The 19,297-nt window shown below is 52.7% G+C and carries 19 protein-coding genes and 1 pseudogene; 7 read left to right on the top strand and 13 right to left on the bottom strand.

All coding sequences use genetic code 11. The features are described 5' to 3' along the window. Nucleotides 1-428 precede the first annotated feature (428 nt). The 3 genes from A5774_RS06220 to glpX form a co-directional block, all read right to left on the bottom strand. A complete protein-coding gene (locus A5774_RS06220) occupies nt 429-794 on the bottom strand; it encodes a zinc ribbon domain-containing protein YjdM (RefSeq protein ID WP_027017704.1) in 366 nt (121 codons plus the stop codon). A 225-nt stretch (nt 795-1,019) separates the two neighbouring features. Then, nucleotides 1,020-2,423 (bottom strand): class II fumarate hydratase, encoded by a 1,404-nt coding sequence (locus A5774_RS06215; RefSeq protein WP_027017705.1) that lies wholly within the window; start codon nt 2,421-2,423, stop codon nt 1,020-1,022. A gap of 132 nt (nt 2,424-2,555) precedes the next feature. Continuing rightward, nucleotides 2,556-3,566, bottom strand: a complete 1,011-nt coding sequence (glpX, locus tag A5774_RS06210; protein ID WP_021353015.1) for a class II fructose-bisphosphatase — start codon at nt 3,564-3,566, stop codon at nt 2,556-2,558. 225 nt (nt 3,567-3,791) lie between these two features. Here glpX and A5774_RS06205 point away from each other — a divergent pair, with 225 nt between their 5' ends. Then, nucleotides 3,792-4,367 (top strand): DUF4245 domain-containing protein, encoded by a 576-nt coding sequence (locus A5774_RS06205; protein WP_024272774.1) that lies wholly within the window; start codon nt 3,792-3,794, stop codon nt 4,365-4,367. An 8-nt stretch (nt 4,368-4,375) separates the two neighbouring features. On the opposite strand, the pseudogene A5774_RS06200 reads toward A5774_RS06205, so the two are convergent. From A5774_RS06200 to xseA, 4 genes and pseudogenes are all read right to left on the bottom strand, one after another. Beyond that, a pseudogene (locus A5774_RS06200) lies at nt 4,376-5,625 on the bottom strand (glutamine synthetase beta-grasp domain-containing protein). Further along, nucleotides 5,607-5,816, bottom strand: coding sequence for a hypothetical protein (locus tag A5774_RS11955; protein WP_064833853.1), 210 nt, complete (start codon nt 5,814-5,816; stop codon nt 5,607-5,609). Before A5774_RS11955 ends, A5774_RS06200 begins: the two are co-directional and overlap by 19 nt. Nucleotides 5,817-5,831: 15 nt before the next feature. Next, nucleotides 5,832-6,125, bottom strand: coding sequence for an exodeoxyribonuclease VII small subunit (locus A5774_RS06190; protein WP_021353020.1), 294 nt, complete (start codon nt 6,123-6,125; stop codon nt 5,832-5,834). A 94-nt stretch (nt 6,126-6,219) separates the two neighbouring features. Then, nucleotides 6,220-7,458 carry an exodeoxyribonuclease VII large subunit gene (xseA, locus tag A5774_RS06185; protein WP_027017707.1) on the bottom strand — a complete coding sequence of 413 codons (1,239 nt, stop codon included), beginning with the start codon at nt 7,456-7,458 and terminating at the stop codon, nt 6,220-6,222. A gap of 95 nt (nt 7,459-7,553) precedes the next feature. Here xseA and A5774_RS06180 point away from each other — a divergent pair, with 95 nt between their 5' ends. Then, complete coding sequence (locus tag A5774_RS06180; protein ID WP_023019693.1) at nt 7,554-8,537, top strand: 4-hydroxy-3-methylbut-2-enyl diphosphate reductase; 984 nt, start codon at nt 7,554-7,556, stop codon at nt 8,535-8,537. A 16-nt stretch (nt 8,538-8,553) separates the two neighbouring features. Here the strand turns inward: A5774_RS06180 and A5774_RS06175 are convergent, their stop codons facing one another. Genes A5774_RS06175 through A5774_RS06165 form a run of 3 tightly spaced genes read right to left on the bottom strand, consistent with a single transcriptional unit; the run spans nt 8,554 to nt 12,085 of the window. Next, the gene (locus tag A5774_RS06175) at nt 8,554-9,351 is read right to left on the bottom strand and encodes a DUF6542 domain-containing protein (RefSeq protein ID WP_024272776.1); all 798 of its coding nucleotides are present in this window, start codon (nt 9,349-9,351) and stop codon (nt 8,554-8,556) included. An 11-nt stretch (nt 9,352-9,362) separates the two neighbouring features. After that, the gene (locus A5774_RS06170; RefSeq protein WP_082936130.1) at nt 9,363-10,556 is read right to left on the bottom strand and encodes a DNA recombination protein RmuC; all 1,194 of its coding nucleotides are present in this window, start codon (nt 10,554-10,556) and stop codon (nt 9,363-9,365) included. 32 nt (nt 10,557-10,588) lie between these two features. Continuing rightward, a complete protein-coding gene (locus tag A5774_RS06165) occupies nt 10,589-12,085 on the bottom strand; it encodes an AI-2E family transporter (protein ID WP_064833967.1) in 1,497 nt (498 codons plus the stop codon). A 151-nt stretch (nt 12,086-12,236) separates the two neighbouring features. Between A5774_RS06165 and ychF the strand changes: the two genes are divergently transcribed. From ychF to A5774_RS06150, 3 genes are read left to right on the top strand one after another with little or no spacing between them, the layout of a single operon-like run. Then, on the top strand, nt 12,237-13,322 hold the full coding sequence (ychF, locus tag A5774_RS06160) for a redox-regulated ATPase YchF (RefSeq protein ID WP_021353026.1): 1,086 nt from the start codon (nt 12,237-12,239) through the stop codon (nt 13,320-13,322). A gap of 35 nt (nt 13,323-13,357) precedes the next feature. Next, on the top strand, nt 13,358-14,062 hold the full coding sequence (locus A5774_RS06155; RefSeq protein ID WP_027017710.1) for a queuosine precursor transporter: 705 nt from the start codon (nt 13,358-13,360) through the stop codon (nt 14,060-14,062). A gap of 15 nt (nt 14,063-14,077) precedes the next feature. Beyond that, nucleotides 14,078-14,830: a PIG-L deacetylase family protein gene (locus tag A5774_RS06150; protein WP_082936129.1), complete on the top strand. Its 753-nt coding sequence runs from the start codon at nt 14,078-14,080 to the stop codon at nt 14,828-14,830. Here A5774_RS06150 and A5774_RS06145 read toward each other — a convergent pair. Continuing rightward, nucleotides 14,827-15,555: a hypothetical protein gene (locus tag A5774_RS06145; protein ID WP_156519563.1), complete on the bottom strand. Its 729-nt coding sequence runs from the start codon at nt 15,553-15,555 to the stop codon at nt 14,827-14,829. The genes A5774_RS06150 and A5774_RS06145 overlap by 4 nt on opposite strands. Nucleotides 15,556-15,732: 177 nt before the next feature. On the opposite strand from A5774_RS06145, the gene zupT reads away from it, so the two are divergent. Next, nucleotides 15,733-16,500, top strand: a complete 768-nt coding sequence (zupT, locus tag A5774_RS06140; RefSeq protein ID WP_021353030.1) for a zinc transporter ZupT — start codon at nt 15,733-15,735, stop codon at nt 16,498-16,500. A 40-nt stretch (nt 16,501-16,540) separates the two neighbouring features. Here zupT and A5774_RS06135 read toward each other — a convergent pair whose 3' ends face one another. Continuing rightward, nucleotides 16,541-17,167, bottom strand: coding sequence for a DUF402 domain-containing protein (locus A5774_RS06135; protein WP_027017711.1), 627 nt, complete (start codon nt 17,165-17,167; stop codon nt 16,541-16,543). Between the two features lie 19 nt (nt 17,168-17,186). After that, nucleotides 17,187-17,933, bottom strand: a complete 747-nt coding sequence (locus A5774_RS06130) for a hypothetical protein (protein ID WP_021353032.1) — start codon at nt 17,931-17,933, stop codon at nt 17,187-17,189. 447 nt (nt 17,934-18,380) lie between these two features. On the opposite strand from A5774_RS06130, the gene A5774_RS06125 reads away from it, so the two are divergent. Then, the coding region (locus A5774_RS06125) for a GTP-binding protein (RefSeq protein ID WP_156519562.1) at nt 18,381-19,297 on the top strand (917 nt) is incomplete at its 3' end.

Genomic DNA, 19,297 nt, shown 5'->3' with positions numbered 1-19,297 from the left:
TTTTCGAGAGAAAATGCTGTGAATTAAATGGCTGGCGGCGGGGTTTTGCAAGCGTAGTCGGGGTGGATTTGCCTCACTTTAATATTAGAGGGCTGTGAAATCTGAGACGTGTGGGGTTGTAGCTAAATATTGCCTGGAAGAGAACTGGGAAAATTTAAAACGGGAACATGTTCGAACCCTGGTTTTGGGTGGGGTGAAATGTGTGTTCATGGCCGTAAAGCTAGGGCCTGTTTGTTCTACCCCTAATCTGGGGGTATTTCCGGTGCGTTATGCCGACATCGGTTGGGGCACAGGGGGTGCTGAAAGAACAATGTGTAGCCCCGAATAGAAAAATACGCCCCTGATTTTCTCAGCGGCGTTGTCAGGTTTCTGGCGGAAAAGCCTCAGAAATCCCTTTCGGGGTTGGCAAAGTGGAGAAGAGAAAGTAATTAAGACTTCTTCACGACGGCGGGCTTCAGCGTCATTGCGCCAAATCCATCGATCTTGCAATCAATATTGTGGTCTTCCGGGCCGGTGCCGGCGTCGTAATTCAAGCGAATATTACGCACCTTGGTGCCTGTTTTCAGTGGTTGTTGGGCGCCTTTTACCTTTACCGTTTGTGTGATCGTGACCGAGTCGCCGTCGGCGAGCTCATTGCCCACGCTGTCTTTAATGATGTTGTTGGAAGCATCTACAGCGCCATCTGTGGAATCGTTGCTTGGATTCCACTCGTATGCACACTCGGGGCAAACGATCATTGGAGGTAGCTCATAGGTGTATTCACTGGTGCACTCTGGGCAAGCTGGCAAAGTCATTGACTAATAATAACCGTCGTTAGCTCGCTTAAGGAATTACGTGCACAGCAAAAATAGGCGGATAGCCTAAAGAAAAATTCTGCATTAGGGACCGGCGAATTTTTGGGTGTGCATAGAAATGGTTAACGCTCCAGGCATTGAGCCTAGAGCGTTAATTTAATGTGCAGTAAGAGCTGTGTGTACAGCTGCCTGCGGCCAGGCTAGCTGCAGGCAGAACTGCAAGCCTTAGAAGCGATCGCGGTCGGTATTGGCCATGGCGAGTACGTCGAGGCGCTTATCCAACTCTTCTTCGGATAGATCATCGCCAACGAAGCCCAGGTCAATGACGGCCTCACGGATGGTGATTTCCTTGGCCAGTGCATGCTTTGCTACCTTCGCAGCGTTTTCGTAGCCGATAGCCGAGTTTAGTGGAGTCACGATCGATGGGGATGATTGCGCGGAAGTCTTCATCATCTCGCGGTTTGGCTCGATGTCATCGATTAGGCGCTCAGCGCAGACACGGGACGTATTAGCCAGCAGACGAGCCGATTCTAGAACATTGCGTGCCATCATAGGGATGAAGACGTTCAACTCGAACTGACCCTGGGTGCCACCGAAGGAAACAGCAGCATCGTTACCGATCACCTGTGCGGAGACCTGGGTGGCGGTCTCACACAGAACCGGGTTGACCTTGCCCGGCATGATCGAAGAACCAGGCTGCAGGTCAGCCAGCCGGATCTCGCCTAGGCCGGTCAGTGGACCGGAACCCATCAGGCGGATGTCGTTAGTGATTTTGTACAGCGAACCAGCGATGACCTTCATCGCACCTGAGAATTCCACCAGTGCGTCGCGGTTCGCTTGGGCTTCGAAGTGATCTACTGCCTCGCGCAGTTCTTCGAGTCCGGTTAGCTTCTTCAGTTCTTCGGTGACCTGGGCACCGAAATCAGCGGAGGTGTTCAGTCCGGTTCCGGTTGCGGTACCGCCAATTGGGAGCTCACCCAGACGCGGCAAGGTGGCCTTAACACGCTCGATACCAAGCTCGATCTGGCGAGCGTAACCACCAAATTCCTGGCCCAAAGTCACAGGAACAGCGTCCATCAGGTGGGTTCGGCCCGACTTGACGACATCCTTCCATTCTTTAGCTTTGTTTAGCAGCGAATCGTGCAATTGTTGCAAACCAGGGATGAGGTCCTTCACCGCGGCCTCAGTAGCTGCGACGTGGGTAGCCGTTGGGAAGGTGTCGTTGGAAGACTGGCCCATGTTGACATCGTCGTTCGGGTGAACCTCGGTGCCGGCCTGCTTTGCCAGAGATGCGATAACCTCGTTGGTGTTCATGTTCGATGAGGTGCCGGAACCAGTCTGGAAGACGTCGATTGGGAATTCGTCGTCGTATTTGCCTTCAGCAATTTCCTTGGCAGCGGCAATGATGGCGTCAGCCTTGGCACCGTCCAGAGCACCGTTGTCTTTATTAACCTGTGCACATGCGGCCTTTAGCAGACCCATTGCGCGAATCTGTGCAGATTCCAAACCACGGCCAGAAATAGGGAAGTTCTGCACTGCGCGCTGGGTTTGTGCACGCCACAAAGCGTCCTTTGGTACCTTGACTTCGCCCATCGTGTCGTGTTCGATGCGGTATTCTTGCTCAGTCATTTTCTCACCTTCAAGTCAATACTTAATTGCGTAATTTGTGTAGCCGGGAAGCTGTGCACTTGGCCGGGTAATGGCCTGTGCTGCATACCAGTATTCCAGCGTTGCGCAATTATTTCCCGTATAAATTGTTGCTTATTTGCTGCTGTAATCAATCACGGAGTATTCCTGCAGCTTAGCGAGCTGGTGAATTGATTCGACATAACGGGTTGTGCCGGATTTCGAACGCATCACCAAGCTACGTGTGACAGCGCCGGCAGGACGATAAGAAACCCCACGGACCATATCGCCATCAGTCACGCCGGTGGCGGCGAAGTAGCAGTTGTCCGACGAAACCAAGTCGTCAGTAGTTAGAACCTTGTCCAAGTCGTGCCCGGCAGCGCGCGCCTTTTCTGCTTCTTCCTCGCTTTGTGGCCACAACTTGCCCTGGATTTCACCGCCCATACATTTCATCGCGCAGGCGGTAATGATGCCTTCTGGGGTGCCGCCGATGCCCATCATCATGTCAACACTGTTGGAATCATGCGATTGTGCAGCGGCAATTGCGCCAGCAACATCGCCATCCATAATGAGACGTACTTTGGCACCAGCTTCACGAATTTCTTTAATCAATTTCTCGTGGCGCGGGCGATCCAAGACTACGACGTTCATTTCCGCAACCTTGATGCCTTTGGCCTTAGCGACGGCGGCTACGTTGTCAGCTACCGAAGCATTGATGTCGATCGCACCACGTGCTTCTGGGCCAACTGCGATCTTGTTCATGTAGAAGACCGCGGATGGATCGAACATTGTTCCACGCTCTGCAGCTGCAATGACGGAAATGGCATTTGGGCGACCTTCTGCCATCAATCGCGTGCCATCAACCGGGTCTACTGCGATATCTACCTTTGGGCCTTCGCCGGTGCCAACGTTTTCGCCATTGTAGAGCATTGGAGCCTCATCTTTTTCGCCCTCGCCAATCACAACGACGCCGTCCATATGCACCGAGTTAATCAGGCTGCGCATGGCATCGACTGCAGCACCGTCGCCCTCATTTTTCTGTCCGCGACCTACCCAGCGCCCCGAGGCCAAAGCTGCGGCTTCGGTAACGCGGACTAATTCCATGGCGAGGTTGCGATCAGGGATATACGAGGTGGGAGCGGACATAAATCCTCCTGGGTTCTAGCTTGGGCATAAACGTGCCTCCCATTGTTCCACTAAAATAGTCAACCGTTGTGGGGCACACCCAATAAGCCGCTAATAAAGCCGATGAAATGTGTGAGTTAGCCGATCGCATGGTTAATTGAACACATCGCTGGGCGTTGTGAATTCGTTGTGAATTCGCGCCTGGAATTACCACCTCTAATAGCTAAACGTGCCATACTGTTGGACGTGGCTGGCGAATCTAAAAAACCCGCAATTTTTCAAGGTGGCCGAGACATGTTTATCTCTGTCGCCGTCATTGTTATTGCCATGATTGTGGTAGTAGCTCCTACAGGGCTCTGGTCTTATAGCCCAGGGGAGCCAGAATTCGAGCCGGTGCGCGAAGTAGACCCGCAGGCGTTTATCGATAATGAAGCCCGTGCTAGTGCGTACGACATCTACTTCCCGGAGGCCCCACAGGATTGGGTTCCGAACTCAGCGCGCCGCAAACTGATCGACGGCGAAACCTCCAGTGTCGTTGGATGGGTGACAGCAGAGCGCGGTTTCATCCAAATTGCGCAAACAGGCGTGCCACTTGCGCAAGCGTTGCAGAAATTTGACAGCAAATATCGTCCGAACCAAGAAGCGCGTCAGATTGTCGGCCGCGAGGTGACCGTGAAATCTTCTGACGACGCTTCCGTAAGCAGGCTGTGGGGAGTGGAGAAAAACGGCACCACGTTGCTATTTGACGGGGTTGCTTCTGACGACGAGTTCACCACGATCATTGCAAACACCCTGCAGGCCGACGCCTACCAGCCTGCATAGGTAGCGCACTACACGTTGTAATAGAGCTCAAATTCTTTTGGGGTAGGCCCTTCACGCAGCGGCATAATTTCTTTGTCGTATTTCAACCGGATATGAGCGTCAAGCAAAGAGTCGCTGAACACGCGTGTGCGCGTTAGGAATTCTCGGTCATTGTCCAAAGCTTCTAAGGACCGTTCCAGTGAATACGGCACTTGCGCAACTGCTTTTGCTTTGGAGAAGCTGACGTCAGACAAGCTAGACGAGTCAGACGAATCGAAATCAACAGGGTTGCCTGGATCAATCTGGTTCTGAATACCATCCAAGCCTGCTAGTAGCTGCGCAGCAAAACCTAGATACGGATTCCCTGAAGGACCTGGCGCACGGAATTCTAAGCGCTTGACATCCAGGTTATTTCCTACAGCCGAGATTCTAATGGCTGTAGAACTATTTGATTCCGAATACGCCAAACACCTTCTAATGGCTTAGGCATGAACGTTGCAGTCCGCCCCATAGACTCGGCTGCGTTCTTCACGATGTATTTGAAGGTCTGCAAATCATCGCCAGCAGCCAACAATGTATTGAACCTGCACTCGACCTTTTGTGCACCGCCTGTAGCGATCTCGTGATGGAACCGCTCTACTGCAAACCCGCACCCCGTCAAGTGATGTGCGATTTCATCACGAACCGGAATGGTCTTGTTATATGGGGCGACGGGGAAGCGGCCGTCGTTAATTTGGATTTGGTTTCCGCGGTTCAGACTCCCGTTGATCATGGTCTTTTCGCCAGAACGCCACCAGCCCTCATCAGAATCGACGCGGTGGAATGCAGTATTAACTGAAGTGGAATAGCGCACGGAATCGAACACGAAAAATTCCGCCTCGCACCCGATATAACAGGTGTCGGCAATGCCAGTGTCTTGCAAGTATTCTTCAGCGCGACGGGCAATGCTGCGTGGATCCCGGGAATAGGGTGTGCCGTCGGAGGCCGACTTGTGCACGAAAAACTTCATATTGACCGTCTTGTGCGCACGAAATGGATCAATATACGCGGTGGAAATATCTGGGCGCAGAATCATGTCGGGTTCATTGGTGGTAGTGAAACCATCAATCGACGAACCGTCAAAGGCAAACCCCGCTACCGCTGAAGCCTCAGTAAAAGTATTTGCCGGAATGGTCAACGCATGCTCGGTGCCGCGCAGATCTGTAAAACGCATATCCAAATACTCGACGGAATGTGCTTCGAAAAAATCGAGTAACTCGGTCACAGTAGTGACGGCCATGTCTGCTCCTCGCAGAAGTTTCTTTTGGGGTCGTCGGCTATTCCGGTAATTCCGGCGTCTTCGTCGACAAGCAGCATAAGAGTTTCCTCCATAGTCTTGACGCATTGGGCAGAATCTGTAACTTGTGCGTCAACCATGTCCTGTTCGGATAAATAGAGGAAATCAATCCGGGTATCGTTCGGCGTGCTCAATAACGTGTTTTATCCTTATTCGCCGTGATCGGTGCCAGAATCCCGATTCTGTGCGCCAGATTCATCTCCTGCGCTATTCCTAGTACTCATTGCCTCGTCAACACGGCGGTTTGCCCGATCTAAATGCTGTTCGCAACGCTTGGCTAAGGCCTCGCCACGTTCCCAGTACTTTAGCGATTCGTCAAGTCCCATCTGACCTAATTCCAAAATTTTGACGGTCTCAATCAGCTCGTCACGGGCTTGTTCATAGCTGAGTTCATCAACTGGGCGCTCTGGGGAAGGATTTCCGGTACCAAAAGAATCGTTCATTGTGCAGCCTTTCGAAATAAATAATTACAGAGTTAACGCAAGGTACAGGGACTCAGCAACAAGTTAATGACATGAGGAGGGGACTGCTCGTTGCCTAATCCGCATGCTGGGTTCCCATACCCGCCGCAGTGATCGAGCCGTCGGCGACGCGAATGCGTAATTGAGAACCAGGAGGTGCTTGTGCAATCGTGGTTACAACCTCTGAATCGCCATCACGAGGCAGTACCTGCACGATTGAATAACCACGTTCTAATGTGGATGCTGGCCCGAGCGCAGAAACCTGTCCGCGTAGAGCTGCAACCCGCGAGCTTTCCTGGCCAACGACATGACGGATTTCCCGACGAATAGCAGCTAATGCATTTTCGAGTTCGTCGTGCCGGGCTTTGATCGGGGTACGCGGGTCTGCCAGCACCGGGCGGGAGCATAAAGCATCCAGATTTTGTCGTTCGCGTGCTACCCACTGTCCGATAGCCTGCGCCATTCGGGCGCGTGCTTCGTCGAGAAGCGCGCGTTCCTCGGCGACGTCAGGGATGACTCTCTTTGCCGCATCCGTCGGAGTCGCTGCACGTAGGTCTGCGACATTGTCCAGAACCGGTGAATCTGGTTCATGGCCGATTGCTGAAACGACGGGTGTGCGTGCCGCTGCTACTGCACGTTGCAGAGCTTCTTCGGAAAACGGTAACAAGTCTTCCACGCTGCCGCCGCCACGTGCGATGATGATGACATCAACCTCGTCGTCGGCGTCTAGCTGCTGGAGTGCGTCTATTACTTGACTGACCGCTTGGGCACCCTGCACTGCGGTATTAATAACACGGAAGTCCACGGCAGGCCAGCGGTCACGTGCTACTGAAAGAACGTCACGTTCAGCAGCTGATCCGCGCCCGGTAATCAGACCTACTGTACGGGGAAGATAAGGGAGCGGAAGTTTTTTCGAGGCGTCGAACAGACCTTCAGCGGCAAGCTGCCGACGCAGATTTTCGATGCGAGCGAGTAGTTCACCGACCCCCACATGCCGAATATCAGTCACCCATAATGAAAACGACCCACGGCCTGCGTAAAACGCTGGCTTGCCGTACACCACGATGCGATCGCCATCTTTAATCGGAGTAGGCAAATTTTGTAGTAATTGTGTGGAGGTCGTGAGAGAAACCGACATTTCCTGGTTGACGTCGCGCAAAGTGAGATAGGACAGCTTCCACGACGGTTTCATGTTGACCTGCGTGAGTTGGCCTTCGACCCACAAATAACCGAGCCGTTCAATCCAGCCCTTGATCTCGGTATTGGCAGTGCTGACTGACCATGGATTCTCTAATGTAGCGGGTGGTTTACTCAACAACGATCCCTTCGTCCAACGATGCGCGTAGCGGTTGTACCCGGTAACAGCTGCCCATTGTACTGGGTGTTGACGTATTGGATACCCTGGAGGGCATGACTGAACAGGCTGAGCGACAACCCAATGTTCTTCTCGCGGCACCCCGCGGCTACTGCGCTGGTGTGGACCGCGCCGTTGAAACGGTGGAAAAAGCCTTAGAAAAATACGGAGCACCGATCTACGTGCGCAAAGAGATTGTGCATAACAAGTACGTGGTGAAGACCTTTGAAAAGCGGGGCGTTATCTTCGTAAATGAAGCATCGGAGGCCCCAGAAGGCGCCCACCTGGTGTTTTCTGCACATGGTATCTCGCCGGCGGTGCGGGCTGAAGCTGGTGAGCGAAAACAGATTACGCTTGACGCCACCTGCCCGCTGGTGACAAAAGTACACCGTGAGGCTGAACGCTTCGCCCGCGACGGCTATCATATTTTGCTGGTCGGCCACGAAGGCCACGAAGAAGTCGAAGGCACCGCTGGGCATGCGCCAGAGGTGACCTATCTTGTCGACGGTGTGGAGGGGGTTGACAAGCTTCCGGAATCGTTGGTTGATGAAAAGATTGTTTGGCTTTCACAGACCACGCTCTCGGTAACGGAGACCATGGAAATCGTCAATAAATTGCGAGAACGATTCCCGCACCTAGAAAACCCACCGAGTGATGACATCTGCTATGCGACGCAAAACCGCCAAGAATCGGTTCGTGCGATCGCCCCGCAGTGTGAATTAGTAATCGTGGTGGGATCGACGAACTCTTCGAATTCCAAACGATTGGTAGAGGTTGCCCTTGATGCTGGTTCTAAAGCGTCGTACTTGGTCGATTTTGCTGATGAGATCAAGGAAGAATGGTTGGACGGTGTGGAAACCGTTGGTGTGACCTGTGGTGCTTCGGTTCCAGAATTACTGGTTCGTGACGTCATACAATGGCTCGATGAGCGTGGATTCTCTGATGTGAAAGAAGTGACGACGACAACCGAGACGATCCAGTTCTCACTGCCGCGCGATCTCCGTCCAGCCCGTAACCGGAAAAAGCAGGTCCAAAACTAAGATTCTGGTTGGTGCATTAATTATCCCGGTTATTGCTCCGGGAGAAGGCCGAAGATCTTTCGCCTGCCCGTCGCGCTGACGTACGAGTGGGAGCTGCTGGGCGGATGCGTTCTGTGGATGCCGTTGGTTCATTAGCGGACTTCGACGCATGTGCGCTAGCCTGCGCCCTTCGGGCATTGGCTTCCAGTTGACTGCTTGGGCGTGTTGATCGGGGGAGCCGTGATGAACGCACAGGGGAAGAAGTAGCGTTGTCAGCACGGTTACGTGCCATCAATTCTTCTACGGTTACACGGTTGGTGCGTTCGCGGGCGCGCGAACTAGAGCGAATATTGCGTCGATTAGATTCTTGATTACGGCTGCGCTGCTGCCTTCTGTTTCGCTCGTGTATCTTTGCTTGACTGTTTAGTAGCAATAATCGAGCCACAGCGATACCGATGGAGATGACGGTGATCAAAGCTAGCGCGGGAAAATATTCGACCACGGCGTAAATCGAGGTCCATACCATCGTGCGTGATGCAGCCTTGGCCCCGTCTGGCGCTGAAGCGATGTTGTTGCCCCAGGAGGTGGAGAACGCGAAAAAACCAAAAATTAGCGGAAGCGGCGCTACGGTCAGAAATAACGACTCTGCTTCTACGAAGAGCGTGACGAAAACCGCGGCAAGCAAAAAACACAACAAGAAAGGCCAGCCAAGGCCATTAAACAAGATGCTAAGTAGTAGTCCTGTCACGCTGGCGGCCAGCACTAGTACAAGTGCAAGCGACAACGACAGGCCGGAAAAACCTGGCGCGGGGGACCTTCGAGACTGCGTAGACACAGTAGGTCATCTTAGCGGAAGTCAGATTCGTGATAGTCTGCGACATCTACATACGTAGGCGAAGAGTCTGTGGAGCTGTGCCGTGCACGGTGTGCTGCGTGATACGGCTTGGTGGGTTCTCGTGAACTCACTCCCATTTCTGCTAATCGTCGAGCAGTAACCTGCACTCGGGAATCTAGTGAAGAGAGCGTGGAATTGTAGGCTTCAACAGCCTTGTCCAGACTCCTTCCGACACGATTGTAATGTTCGCTGACCGTATTTAACCGCGAGTATAGCTGACGGCCCAGCTCATGAATTTCTTTGGCTTTTTCGGAAAAATCTTCTTGTCGCCAGCCCAAAGCTACCGTACGTAGGAGTCCAAATAGTGTAGTCGGTGTTGCAATTACAATGTTTCTGGAAAATGCATACTCGAGTAATTCCGGGTCGGTATTGAGTGCCGAATCAAGGAATGGGTCCGCAGGTACGAACATGACCACGAATTCTGGACTGGGTTGGAATGCATCAATATAGGGTTTTGCTGAAAGATTTGCGACGTGGTTGCGCAGTAGGTGAGCATGTCGACGCAAATAACCGGCGTGTTCTTCCGGATCATCGGTATCAAGAGCATCCAGATATGACGTGAACGGTACTTTGGCATCGACGATGATCTGCCGACCCCCAGCTAAATGAACAACCATATCGGGGCGAACGAGTCTTTCTCCCAGCTTGGCGCTTGTTTGCACACTGAAATCACAGTGTTCAACCATTCCCCCGAGCTCAACGACGCGTTCGAGCTGCATCTCTCCCCAGCGGCCTCGGACATTTGGGCTGCGCAGGGCGTTTACAAGCTGATCTGTGCGTTCGTTTAAACGCGTAGATGTGCGTGATAGTGCCTGAATTTGGCTGGTCAGCGATGCCGCGGTATGGCTGCGCTCGGATTCCATGGTGCGCAATTGCCCATTGATGCTTTCCAGCGATCTTTCCACGACTGCGAGAGATTCTAGCGCGGGCGTGAGCCCAGGTTCAGGCCGGGAAGCTGGGGGATGTTGATTTACTGACTCTTCATTGAGTAGCCCCGAGTCTCCTGCAAACTTCGGGCGGTCAAGGGATCGAGTGGCGTTTATTGTGCCGTGTGGGCGCAAGCTACCGTGTGCGAACCATCCGAGAGCGATGCCCAACACGAGTGCAATAAATACGGAAACGATGGCAACTGTAGAAATGGTCATGGTATGGCCTGCGGAGAGTAGGGGAAATGCGATCAGGCATCAGGTTGATGCTTATGTTTATTTGATTTGGACATTTTTGCCCACCAGCGTTCCACGCGGTCGGTGGCCAAGCGGTGATGTTGGCGGTCGGACTTGTTGATGGTTGGTCGGGCGTCTAAATTAATGCGTTTTTCGAGTTGATCTTCGAGATCATCGTCGAGATGAATGGTGGCTTCCTTGGTGTATTTCGCGGCATCCTCGTGGGCATGGGCGTGTGTGCTTCCGTCTTGCCGCCAGGAACGACGTAAGTTGCGTCCGTTATCTTCGGTGAATTTAGCGGCCAGCTCACCAGCGATCGTCACCGAAGTGATATCGCGTGCGCGGCGCTCACCAGAATTCAAGGTGAGGAGGTCTTGGACGTAACGATAACCGACGGCGATCATTGCTGCGACTGGTACTGCCAAGAATGCGCCGATTAGGTTGAACAGCGCAGTACCAGTAATTACGGAAATTAACACGACCACTGGGTGTAAGTTCATTGCGCGCGCCTGGAACCACGGTGAGAGGATATTGCTCTCAAGTTGTTGGACTGCGACGACCACGATGAGCACCATAATTGCTTCAGTAAATCCAAGGCTCACCAACGCAATTAGCGTCGATAAAGCTCCGGCGGTAATCGCCCCGGCAAAGGGAATGAAGCCGGCCATAAAGGTGATAATCGCCAGTGCTAGTGCCAGCGGAACTCCGATGATAACGAGCCCGAGACCAATAAAGATGGCGTCAATTAAAGACACTAAGGCTTGTGCGCGGATAAATCCGCCCAGGGTGAGCCACGCTCGGGTGAAGAGTTCGGTCAAGTGCCAACCAGTACGACGACCCGTAGCGCGGCGCAGCCAAGGTAGGAACTTATGTCCATCTTTGAGGAAGAAAAAGGTCAGAACTAAAACCACAAATAGAGTGATGACCATTGAGGTTGCTGTTTCGATGCCAGCAAAAACACCGCCGACGATGGTGTCGGCCTGTTCTTGCAGCCAGGTAAATACCTCTTCAATGAAATTTGAGAGATCATCGCTATTGAGGTGGAGAGGTGGGCCTTGTAACCAGACTTGCACTCGTTGAATGCCTTCCACCGTCTGTAAGTAAAGGCCTTGGGATTGACGAACGAAGTCGGGGGCGATGAAGAATATAGTTCCGCCTACTAAGCTGACGAAACCGCCCAAGGTTATTAGCGCCGCGAGTGAACTCGGAAAGCCTGCATTTCTTAGCTGGCGCGAGATCGGAGCCAGCATGGTGCAGATGATTAATGCAAATGCAATCGGCAATACGCCAGCCCAGAAGCGACCGACGATCCTGCCCAAAAAGTAAATGAATGCACCAAGGATAATTAGGCGTAATGCCCAGGTGGCGGCCTGTTTAATGCCGTGGCCGAGCACCACAGAACGATCGACTTGATCGCCGGGTGGGTGCGGCGTGATATCTGACCACTCGATATCCTGTGGAGCAGGTTCTTGCTCCTGGCGATCTTGTGCTCGGTCTGGCTTCGTACTCACGCCTAATATCATGCCTTATTCCTAGCTGCTAGGCGAAGAACGCAGATGCAGATTCACTCGCAGGGCGCTGTGGGATCGTTGCCTGGGCAAGTTAACTCCAATCCTGCGATGGCTTCGAAGTACCTAAAGCTAATACGTTAGGATGAGCCGTGTGAGTCTTACTTTAGGAATCGTCGGATTGCCCAATGTTGGCAAGTCCACTCTGTTTAATGCCCTGACCCGTAGCGATATTCTGGCAGCGAATTATCCGTTCGCCACCATCGAGCCCAACGTCGGCCAGGTGGAGCTTCCGGATCCACGATTGCGTCGGCTCGCGGAGATTTTCTCCTCTGAGCGGATTTTGCCAGCCATCGTTTCCTTCGTAGATATCGCCGGCATCGTGAAAGGCGCTTCGGAAGGTGAAGGCATGGGAAATGCGTTCTTGTCGAATATTCGCGAAGCCGATGCGATCTGCCAGGTGGTTCGTGCCTTTGCCGATGACAACGTGATCCATGTTGACGGTAAGGTCAACCCAACTAGTGATATCTCCATCATTAATACTGAGCTTATTCTTGCGGATTTGCAGACTTTGGAAAAAGCCCTCCCGCGACTGGAAAAAGAAGCCAAAAAGAATAAAGACCTGACCGAGGTCGTTGAAGCTGCGAAGACAGCTCGTTCAGTATTGGAAGACGACCGCACACTGTACGCAGCTGCGAAAAACGGTGAGATTGAATTGGCTCCCTTGCGTGATCTGCATTTGATGACCACTAAACCGTTTCTGTACGTCTTTAATTCTGATGAAGAGGTACTGACAGATGAGGCGAAGCGGGCCGAATTGGCAGAATTAGTAGCGCCAGCCGACTGCGTCTTCTTGGACGCAAAGACCGAAACTGAATTGCTCGAATTAGAAGAAGACGAAGCAGCCGAATTGTTGGAATCTGTCGGGCAAAATGAGCCTGGGCTGAACACCCTCGCGCGTGCTGGTTTTGAGACACTCGGGCTCCAGACCTATCTGACCGCGGGACCGAAAGAAGCCCGTGCGTGGACTATCAAGCAGGGAGCTACAGCCCCACAGGCAGCGGGCGTGATCCACTCGGACTTTGAAAAAACCTTTATCAAAGGTGAAATCGTGTCTTTCTCTGACCTCGACGAGGCAGGCTCCATGGTTGCAGCGCGTAATGCTGGCAAAGTGCGCCTGGAAGGCAAGGACTACGTTATGCAAGATGGCGACGTATGTGATTGGAAGACCGGCGCTTAACACAGCCGTCTGGAACAACCGGAAAGAACTTCGAGATGACAAAGAACACCCCGCAAGATGCTTCCCAGCAGACCACCGGTGATGCCCACGCTCGCTACATCCCGATTCGTGCCGGGCTATATCCAATTTTTCTGGCTGCGTTCGTCGTTGTTTTTGTCATCTCGAATATAACCGCCAGTAAAGGTGTGACGATAGGTCCGCTAGTTACGGATGGCGCATTTTTCTTGTTCCCAATCGCCTATATTATTGGCGACGTTTTGGCGGAATGCTATGGGTTCAAAGCTACTCGGGTAGCCATTTGGACAGGTTTTGCCTCGGCATTAGTGGCGGTACTAGCGTTTTATGTCGCCATTTGGTTGCCAGCTGCTGATTTTTACGAAAATCAAGAGGCATTCTCTACAGTTCTTGGGTTGGTTCCGCAGATTGTGGCGGCTTCGCTGGCTGGTTATGCTGTTGGCCAGCTGCTCAACGCCTGGGTGCTGACCACGATGAAAAACCGCAATGCCAACGCTCCATTATGGCAGCGGTTGATGGGGTCGACCGTCGTTGGCGAATTCGGTGACACCTTGGTGTTCTGCCTGATTGCAGCGACCGCGATCGGTATCAGTACATTCTCGGATTTGGTGAATTACGTAATCGTAGGGTTTGTCTGGAAGACGGCGATGGAAGCAGTTTTATTGCCGGTAACTTATCGCGTGGTCGCCTGGGTGAAAAAGCGTGAAATGCCTGTGAAGCCCTAGGGAAATCACGTAAATATGAATGAGACACAACCAGCAGTATCCAAATCCCAGGAACAACCAGAACCTGAATTAACGCCATTAGATATTTCGGGTATTAAGAAAATCCTGGTTGTTGTGGCACACCCAGATGATCCCGAATATGGTCTCTCTGCGGCCGCACATGCTTGGATTAAGCACTCAGACGTTGAGATCGCCTATTTGCTGTTAACCTCTGGCGAGGCCGGCATCGCGACGATGACGCCGGAAGAGTGCGGTCCGCTGCGTGCTGCTGAACAACGCGAGGCCTGTAATGCGATTGGCGTGGAGTCACTGGAAATATTAGATTTCCTGGACGGTCAGCTCGTTTATAGTCTGGAATTAAGAAAGGCGATTGCACGCAAAATTCGCCAATTTCAGCCTGATGCCGTCGTGACTTTGCCCATGAGCTTGGAGTTGTCCTGGGGATTGAACCAAGCTGATCACCGGGTAGCTGGACTGGCAGCACTCGATGCTGCCCGCGATGCCGCTAATCCGTGGGTCTTTCGTGAGCTACCAGAACCGGCCTGGTCCGCTCGGCAATTCTGGATAGTGAATGACGTGGCTGCAGACCACGCTTATCGGGTGGATTGCGATGATGAACAAGCCGCTATTGCTTCGCTAGAATGCCATAAAAAATATTTGGCTGCACTTGAGGACCATCCGCCTGCTAAAGACTTCATTCCCTTAATTTTACGTGGTGAGAGCCTAAAGGAAAGCCCGCGCGTTAAGTTTAAGGTTTATGAACTTTAAGGCGAGGATTGTGGTTCAATTGGGTTGGCAGGTTGTTGAATGCTGCGTTGGCCGTGCGGCAGTGGTTGCAAGATTGTGGCTGCAGGGTAGATGTCCAGTGGTTGCGCAAGACTAGGAATCTCTACTACACGCCCGTCACCGTGGGGAAGCGCGACGACCACGTGTCCTTCCGAACAATATGCCCGAACGTTGAGCGGGGTAGCGATCGGCTCTGTGACAGGGATTGAGCCAAGTTTATTGCCATCGATGAACACACTGGTACCCGAAACCACTGCGTACATGTGTGACGTGCCGTAAGTACGCATGTCATAACTAGAGTGCACGGGATAGTATCGTGAGCCCACAGTTACCGGACCTGCAGGGTTATTTACCGCGACAATCCACGGTGCAATTGGAGCTAGAATTTCTAGGTCTATATACCCGGAATCGAGAGAAATGCGTGCCGTTGCTGCAATCTTGAGAGTCCGCAATGGGCGTAATGCCTCGACGTCGGGAAGTACGCCGATAATCCCCTTCGACGCATTGATTCGCCATTTACCCTGGAACGTCATAGTTACTGGAATCTCGAACTGTTTCGCATGGTCCTCATCAGCGCGAGCGTGCCGCCCGCTGGGCGGAGCCACGTGAATGCTTGGCAAGCTCAAAATGGCTGCGCTGAACGCCTTCTCAGCTGGAATTGGGTCACTGACGTGGACAGCGCTAGCAGGCAGCGGAAAAAACTGCACTTCGATCACCCTGCTTATCGTGTTTATAGTTTTGTGTGGCTACCATGGTTTATACCGCGTATTGCAATAAACTCCTGGTTAAGCATTGTAGGTAGAAACCTTGCATCCGCACACCAGAAATTGACCAGCTTAGTGAGCTTCTTAAATTAACCAGTCGAATAAAGTCTAATAAAAAGAATGTACGAAACTTCCACGATCTTATTTGCGTTCGCACTTACCCTTGGAGCCGGGCTTTCTACCGGTATCGGGGGCGCGATTGCGGTTGCGAAAAAACGCCCAGGTCCGGCTTTTATGGCGATAGCTTTGGGCTTATCTGCTGGCGTTATGTTGTATGTCTCGTTTGTGGAAATTTTGCCAAAGGCCATGGAGAGTATCGGTGGTTGGGCGGTTGCTGGCTTTTTCGCAGGCATAGCGCTGATCTTGGTGGTCGACAGGTTAGTCCCAGAAGACGTCAACCCCCATGAACCTTTGCAGATTCAGAAAGACGCACGTAGTAGGTTTCTGAAGACCGGGGTTTTTACTGCCGTGGCAATCGCAATTCACAATTTCCCAGAAGGGTTGGCGACGTTCATTGCGGGTTTAGAAGAACCAGAAATCGCGGTGGGGGTAGCGTTGGCGATAGCGATCCATAATATTCCTGAAGGCATTGCGGTAGCCATCCCGCTGCGTGAAGCGCTAGGATCCCGGTGGAAAGCGTGGGCAGCAGCAACCTTGTCGGGGTTGGCGGAACCGCTGGGGGCGTTTGTCGGGTTTGCTTTGCTTATGCCCGTGATGGGACCAGTGGCACTTGGTTTCGTGTTCTCTTCTGTAGCCGGCGTCATGGTATTTATCAGTTTGGACAAACTCCTGCCGACGGCCGAGGTTACGGGCCGCCATCATGCCGCGATATATGGCTTGATTGCCGGAATGGCGATTATGGCAGTCTCGTTGTTACTGGGTGCCTAAATAGTTTCCATCGATTTTGTGGCCCCACATTGGCTTTAGCCTAGCTCTCTATTGGAGGGCTCAGGGTAAACGATTCGGGGTGGGCCCAGGAGATGGGCATGTCCAGAGACCTTAACCAAGCTAGAATATCGTCGTTATGCCGCGTGATGCCTTCGACAGCCCGTAAAGTTGCTTCAATTGCGTGTTCGGCGTCGTCGGCGCTAATTAAACCTTGTGAGGTGGCTTCCGCAAGTTCATCGATATCGAGAACCTCAACTGGATGGCCGGTGAGGGAGACGATATCTACGTAGAGGTCACGAGTGTGCCAAGCCGGTTCTACTTTCGCCACCGTAGATGTTGTTGCCGATTCTTCCTCAGGCAATGGTTCACCTGCTGTGTTTTCAGCAGTAGGAAGTTTGTTTTCGACAGCGTCTTTGATTTCGACAATGTCAATGTAGAAATCTTGCGGTCTTTCGAAGCCTGGACGGTAGTGAAAAATGCTGATTCGCAACGACAGCTTTGGAAGCAGCCATGATTCGAGATAACCGAATTGTGGGTGATCCGCACCTCGGGCCATGTATAAGCCGAAATCGGTGGTGCGATAAATATCGACGTGGCGGTGAAAACCTTTCGGGTCGATATTCACCTTGCTCTCGGTGGCAAAGGTTTCGTGTTTAACGGGGTGCATGATCGTGACCTGTGAAGTGTTAGCTAGTAATGATCGCGGCGGTAGGGAAGTAGTTACAGGTGCTATCTTCTGTGTGGACGCTGCCTTCTAGTAAGACCACGATAATCCCGCGACCGGTGTCCGCGACACCAGAAATGGTTGCCGGCCCTTCTGGATTAATACCGTGGTTTCCAAGACTGATGCTGCCGCGCCTGCCATTGGAGAGGTTGAACCAATGAGCGCGCATATCTTGGTGTTGTGCGGCGGGTGCGGTGCCTAATGCTGTGAACAAGAAAGCGGTTTCATGTGCTTTGGCGCCAGGCAAGGGAATGTCTGCGGGGCCTGGTACTGCGATAGCTGTACCGACGCTGTTATGAGCGCCGTTGATGCAGGAACCGGCGACCGTAGGCCAGCCAAATTGCGTGAATTGTGGGCCTTGTTTAGGTAAATCCGGTCCGCCAGTTTCACCTGCTCCGATTGCGAAATCCAGTGCCTGTAAGATGGCGTCTTTTGCCTGTGGCGGGACCCATGGCTGGTGCGCGAAACCGCGGATTTGGGCGGCTGTTTCCGGAGTTGGTCGCCCCAGGTGATCGACTGGAGAATACCGGGTAAACAGATCGTTGAGTTGACTACTGAGCAGTTGTCCCTGTTGCGAGGCAGGGTTCGGTGCAGGTAACACACTGGATGCTTGGGGGGCTGCGTGAGCCTGCAGTGCCGATGACGCGAGTAAGGCACAGCTGGCGACGATGCTAGCTATGACTGTGCGGGTGCGGGGGGCTGCAACCATGTGTTCCTCCGGGAAATGGTCTGTGAACGATAGCTGTGAAATTACCGTTGAATAAGATGAATGGAGCGAAGTAGTCGACACTTTGGCGTCACATGAGTAACACTAAAAACATTGCTCACAATTCTCACAACATTAGTTGGGTTGTTCCTTATCTGCAATAGGGGTGTGTTATTGCCTTCATGTCGAGATTTGTGCTCTATCCGTCACCTAACCATCGTTATCCGCGCGTGTGAACTGCAGCCTGGAGCAAGCTTCTTTAGAAAACTCAAGAGAGCTCAAGACGGTTAGCCGCATGGTGCAAGCCGCCTGGTGCAAACGACAATTGGTTTTCGGTGCTCGTATTGTGATTTATGGGGGATTGGGGGCATTGCATTAAAGAAAAGGTGCAACGAATGGGCAAGGGGAGTATCGTTGAACCGTTAAAACCCACGATTTTTCAGGAGTACTGTGAACACTGAGTTCCGCAACGTCGCAATCGTCGCACACGTCGACCATGGCAAAACCACGCTCGTCAACGGGATGCTCGAGCAATCCGGAGCGTTCGGCGAACATGGCGAAGTAAATGATCGCGTCATGGACTCGAATGACCAGGAAAAAGAGCGTGGCATTACGATCCTCGCGAAAAACACCGCGGTCCGCCGTAAAGGTCTTGGTAAAGACGGTGCTGACCTTATCATTAACGTCATTGATACCCCGGGCCACGCGGATTTTGGTGGTGAAGTCGAACGCGGAATCTCGATGGTTGACGGTGTAGTTCTGCTTGTCGATGCCGCCGAGGGGCCACTTCCACAGACACGTTTCGTTCTCACCAAGGCGTTGGAAGCGAAGTTGCCGGTGATCATCGCGGTCAACAAGACTGACCGCCCAGACGCTCGCATCGATGCCGTTGTGCAAGAATCCCAGGACTTGTTGCTGGAAATCGCCGCCGGATTGGAAAACGAAGAGGCCGCTGCAGCAGCGGAAGAACTTCTGGACTTGCCGGTTCTTTACGCGTCTGGGCGTGAAGGCAAGGCCTCGACAGAAAATCCGGGAGATGGCAATGTTCCAGATTCAGAAGATCTGCAACCACTGTTCGATGTGATCTACGACGTTCTGCCGGAGCCATCTGCAACCGTTGATGCTCCGTTGCAGGCGCATGTCACCAACCTGGACTCCTCGGACTTTCTTGGCCGTTTGGCGCTACTACGCGTGTACGCAGGCAAGATTACCAAAGGGCAGCAGGTGGCCTGGATTCACTACGACGAAGACGGCAACGAAAAGACTACCAATGTCAAGGTTGCCGAGCTGCTGCGTACAGAAGGCTTCGATCGCAAACCAGCGCAAGAAGCTATCGCAGGTGACATCGTTGCGATCTCAGGTATCCC

Source organism: Corynebacterium sp. EPI-003-04-2554_SCH2473622, assembly GCF_001665955.1.
Classification (GTDB): domain Bacteria; phylum Actinomycetota; class Actinomycetes; order Mycobacteriales; family Mycobacteriaceae; genus Corynebacterium; species Corynebacterium pseudodiphtheriticum.
Note: the sequence above shows the minus strand (reverse complement) of the source record. Positions and strands in the feature narration are given on the sequence as shown.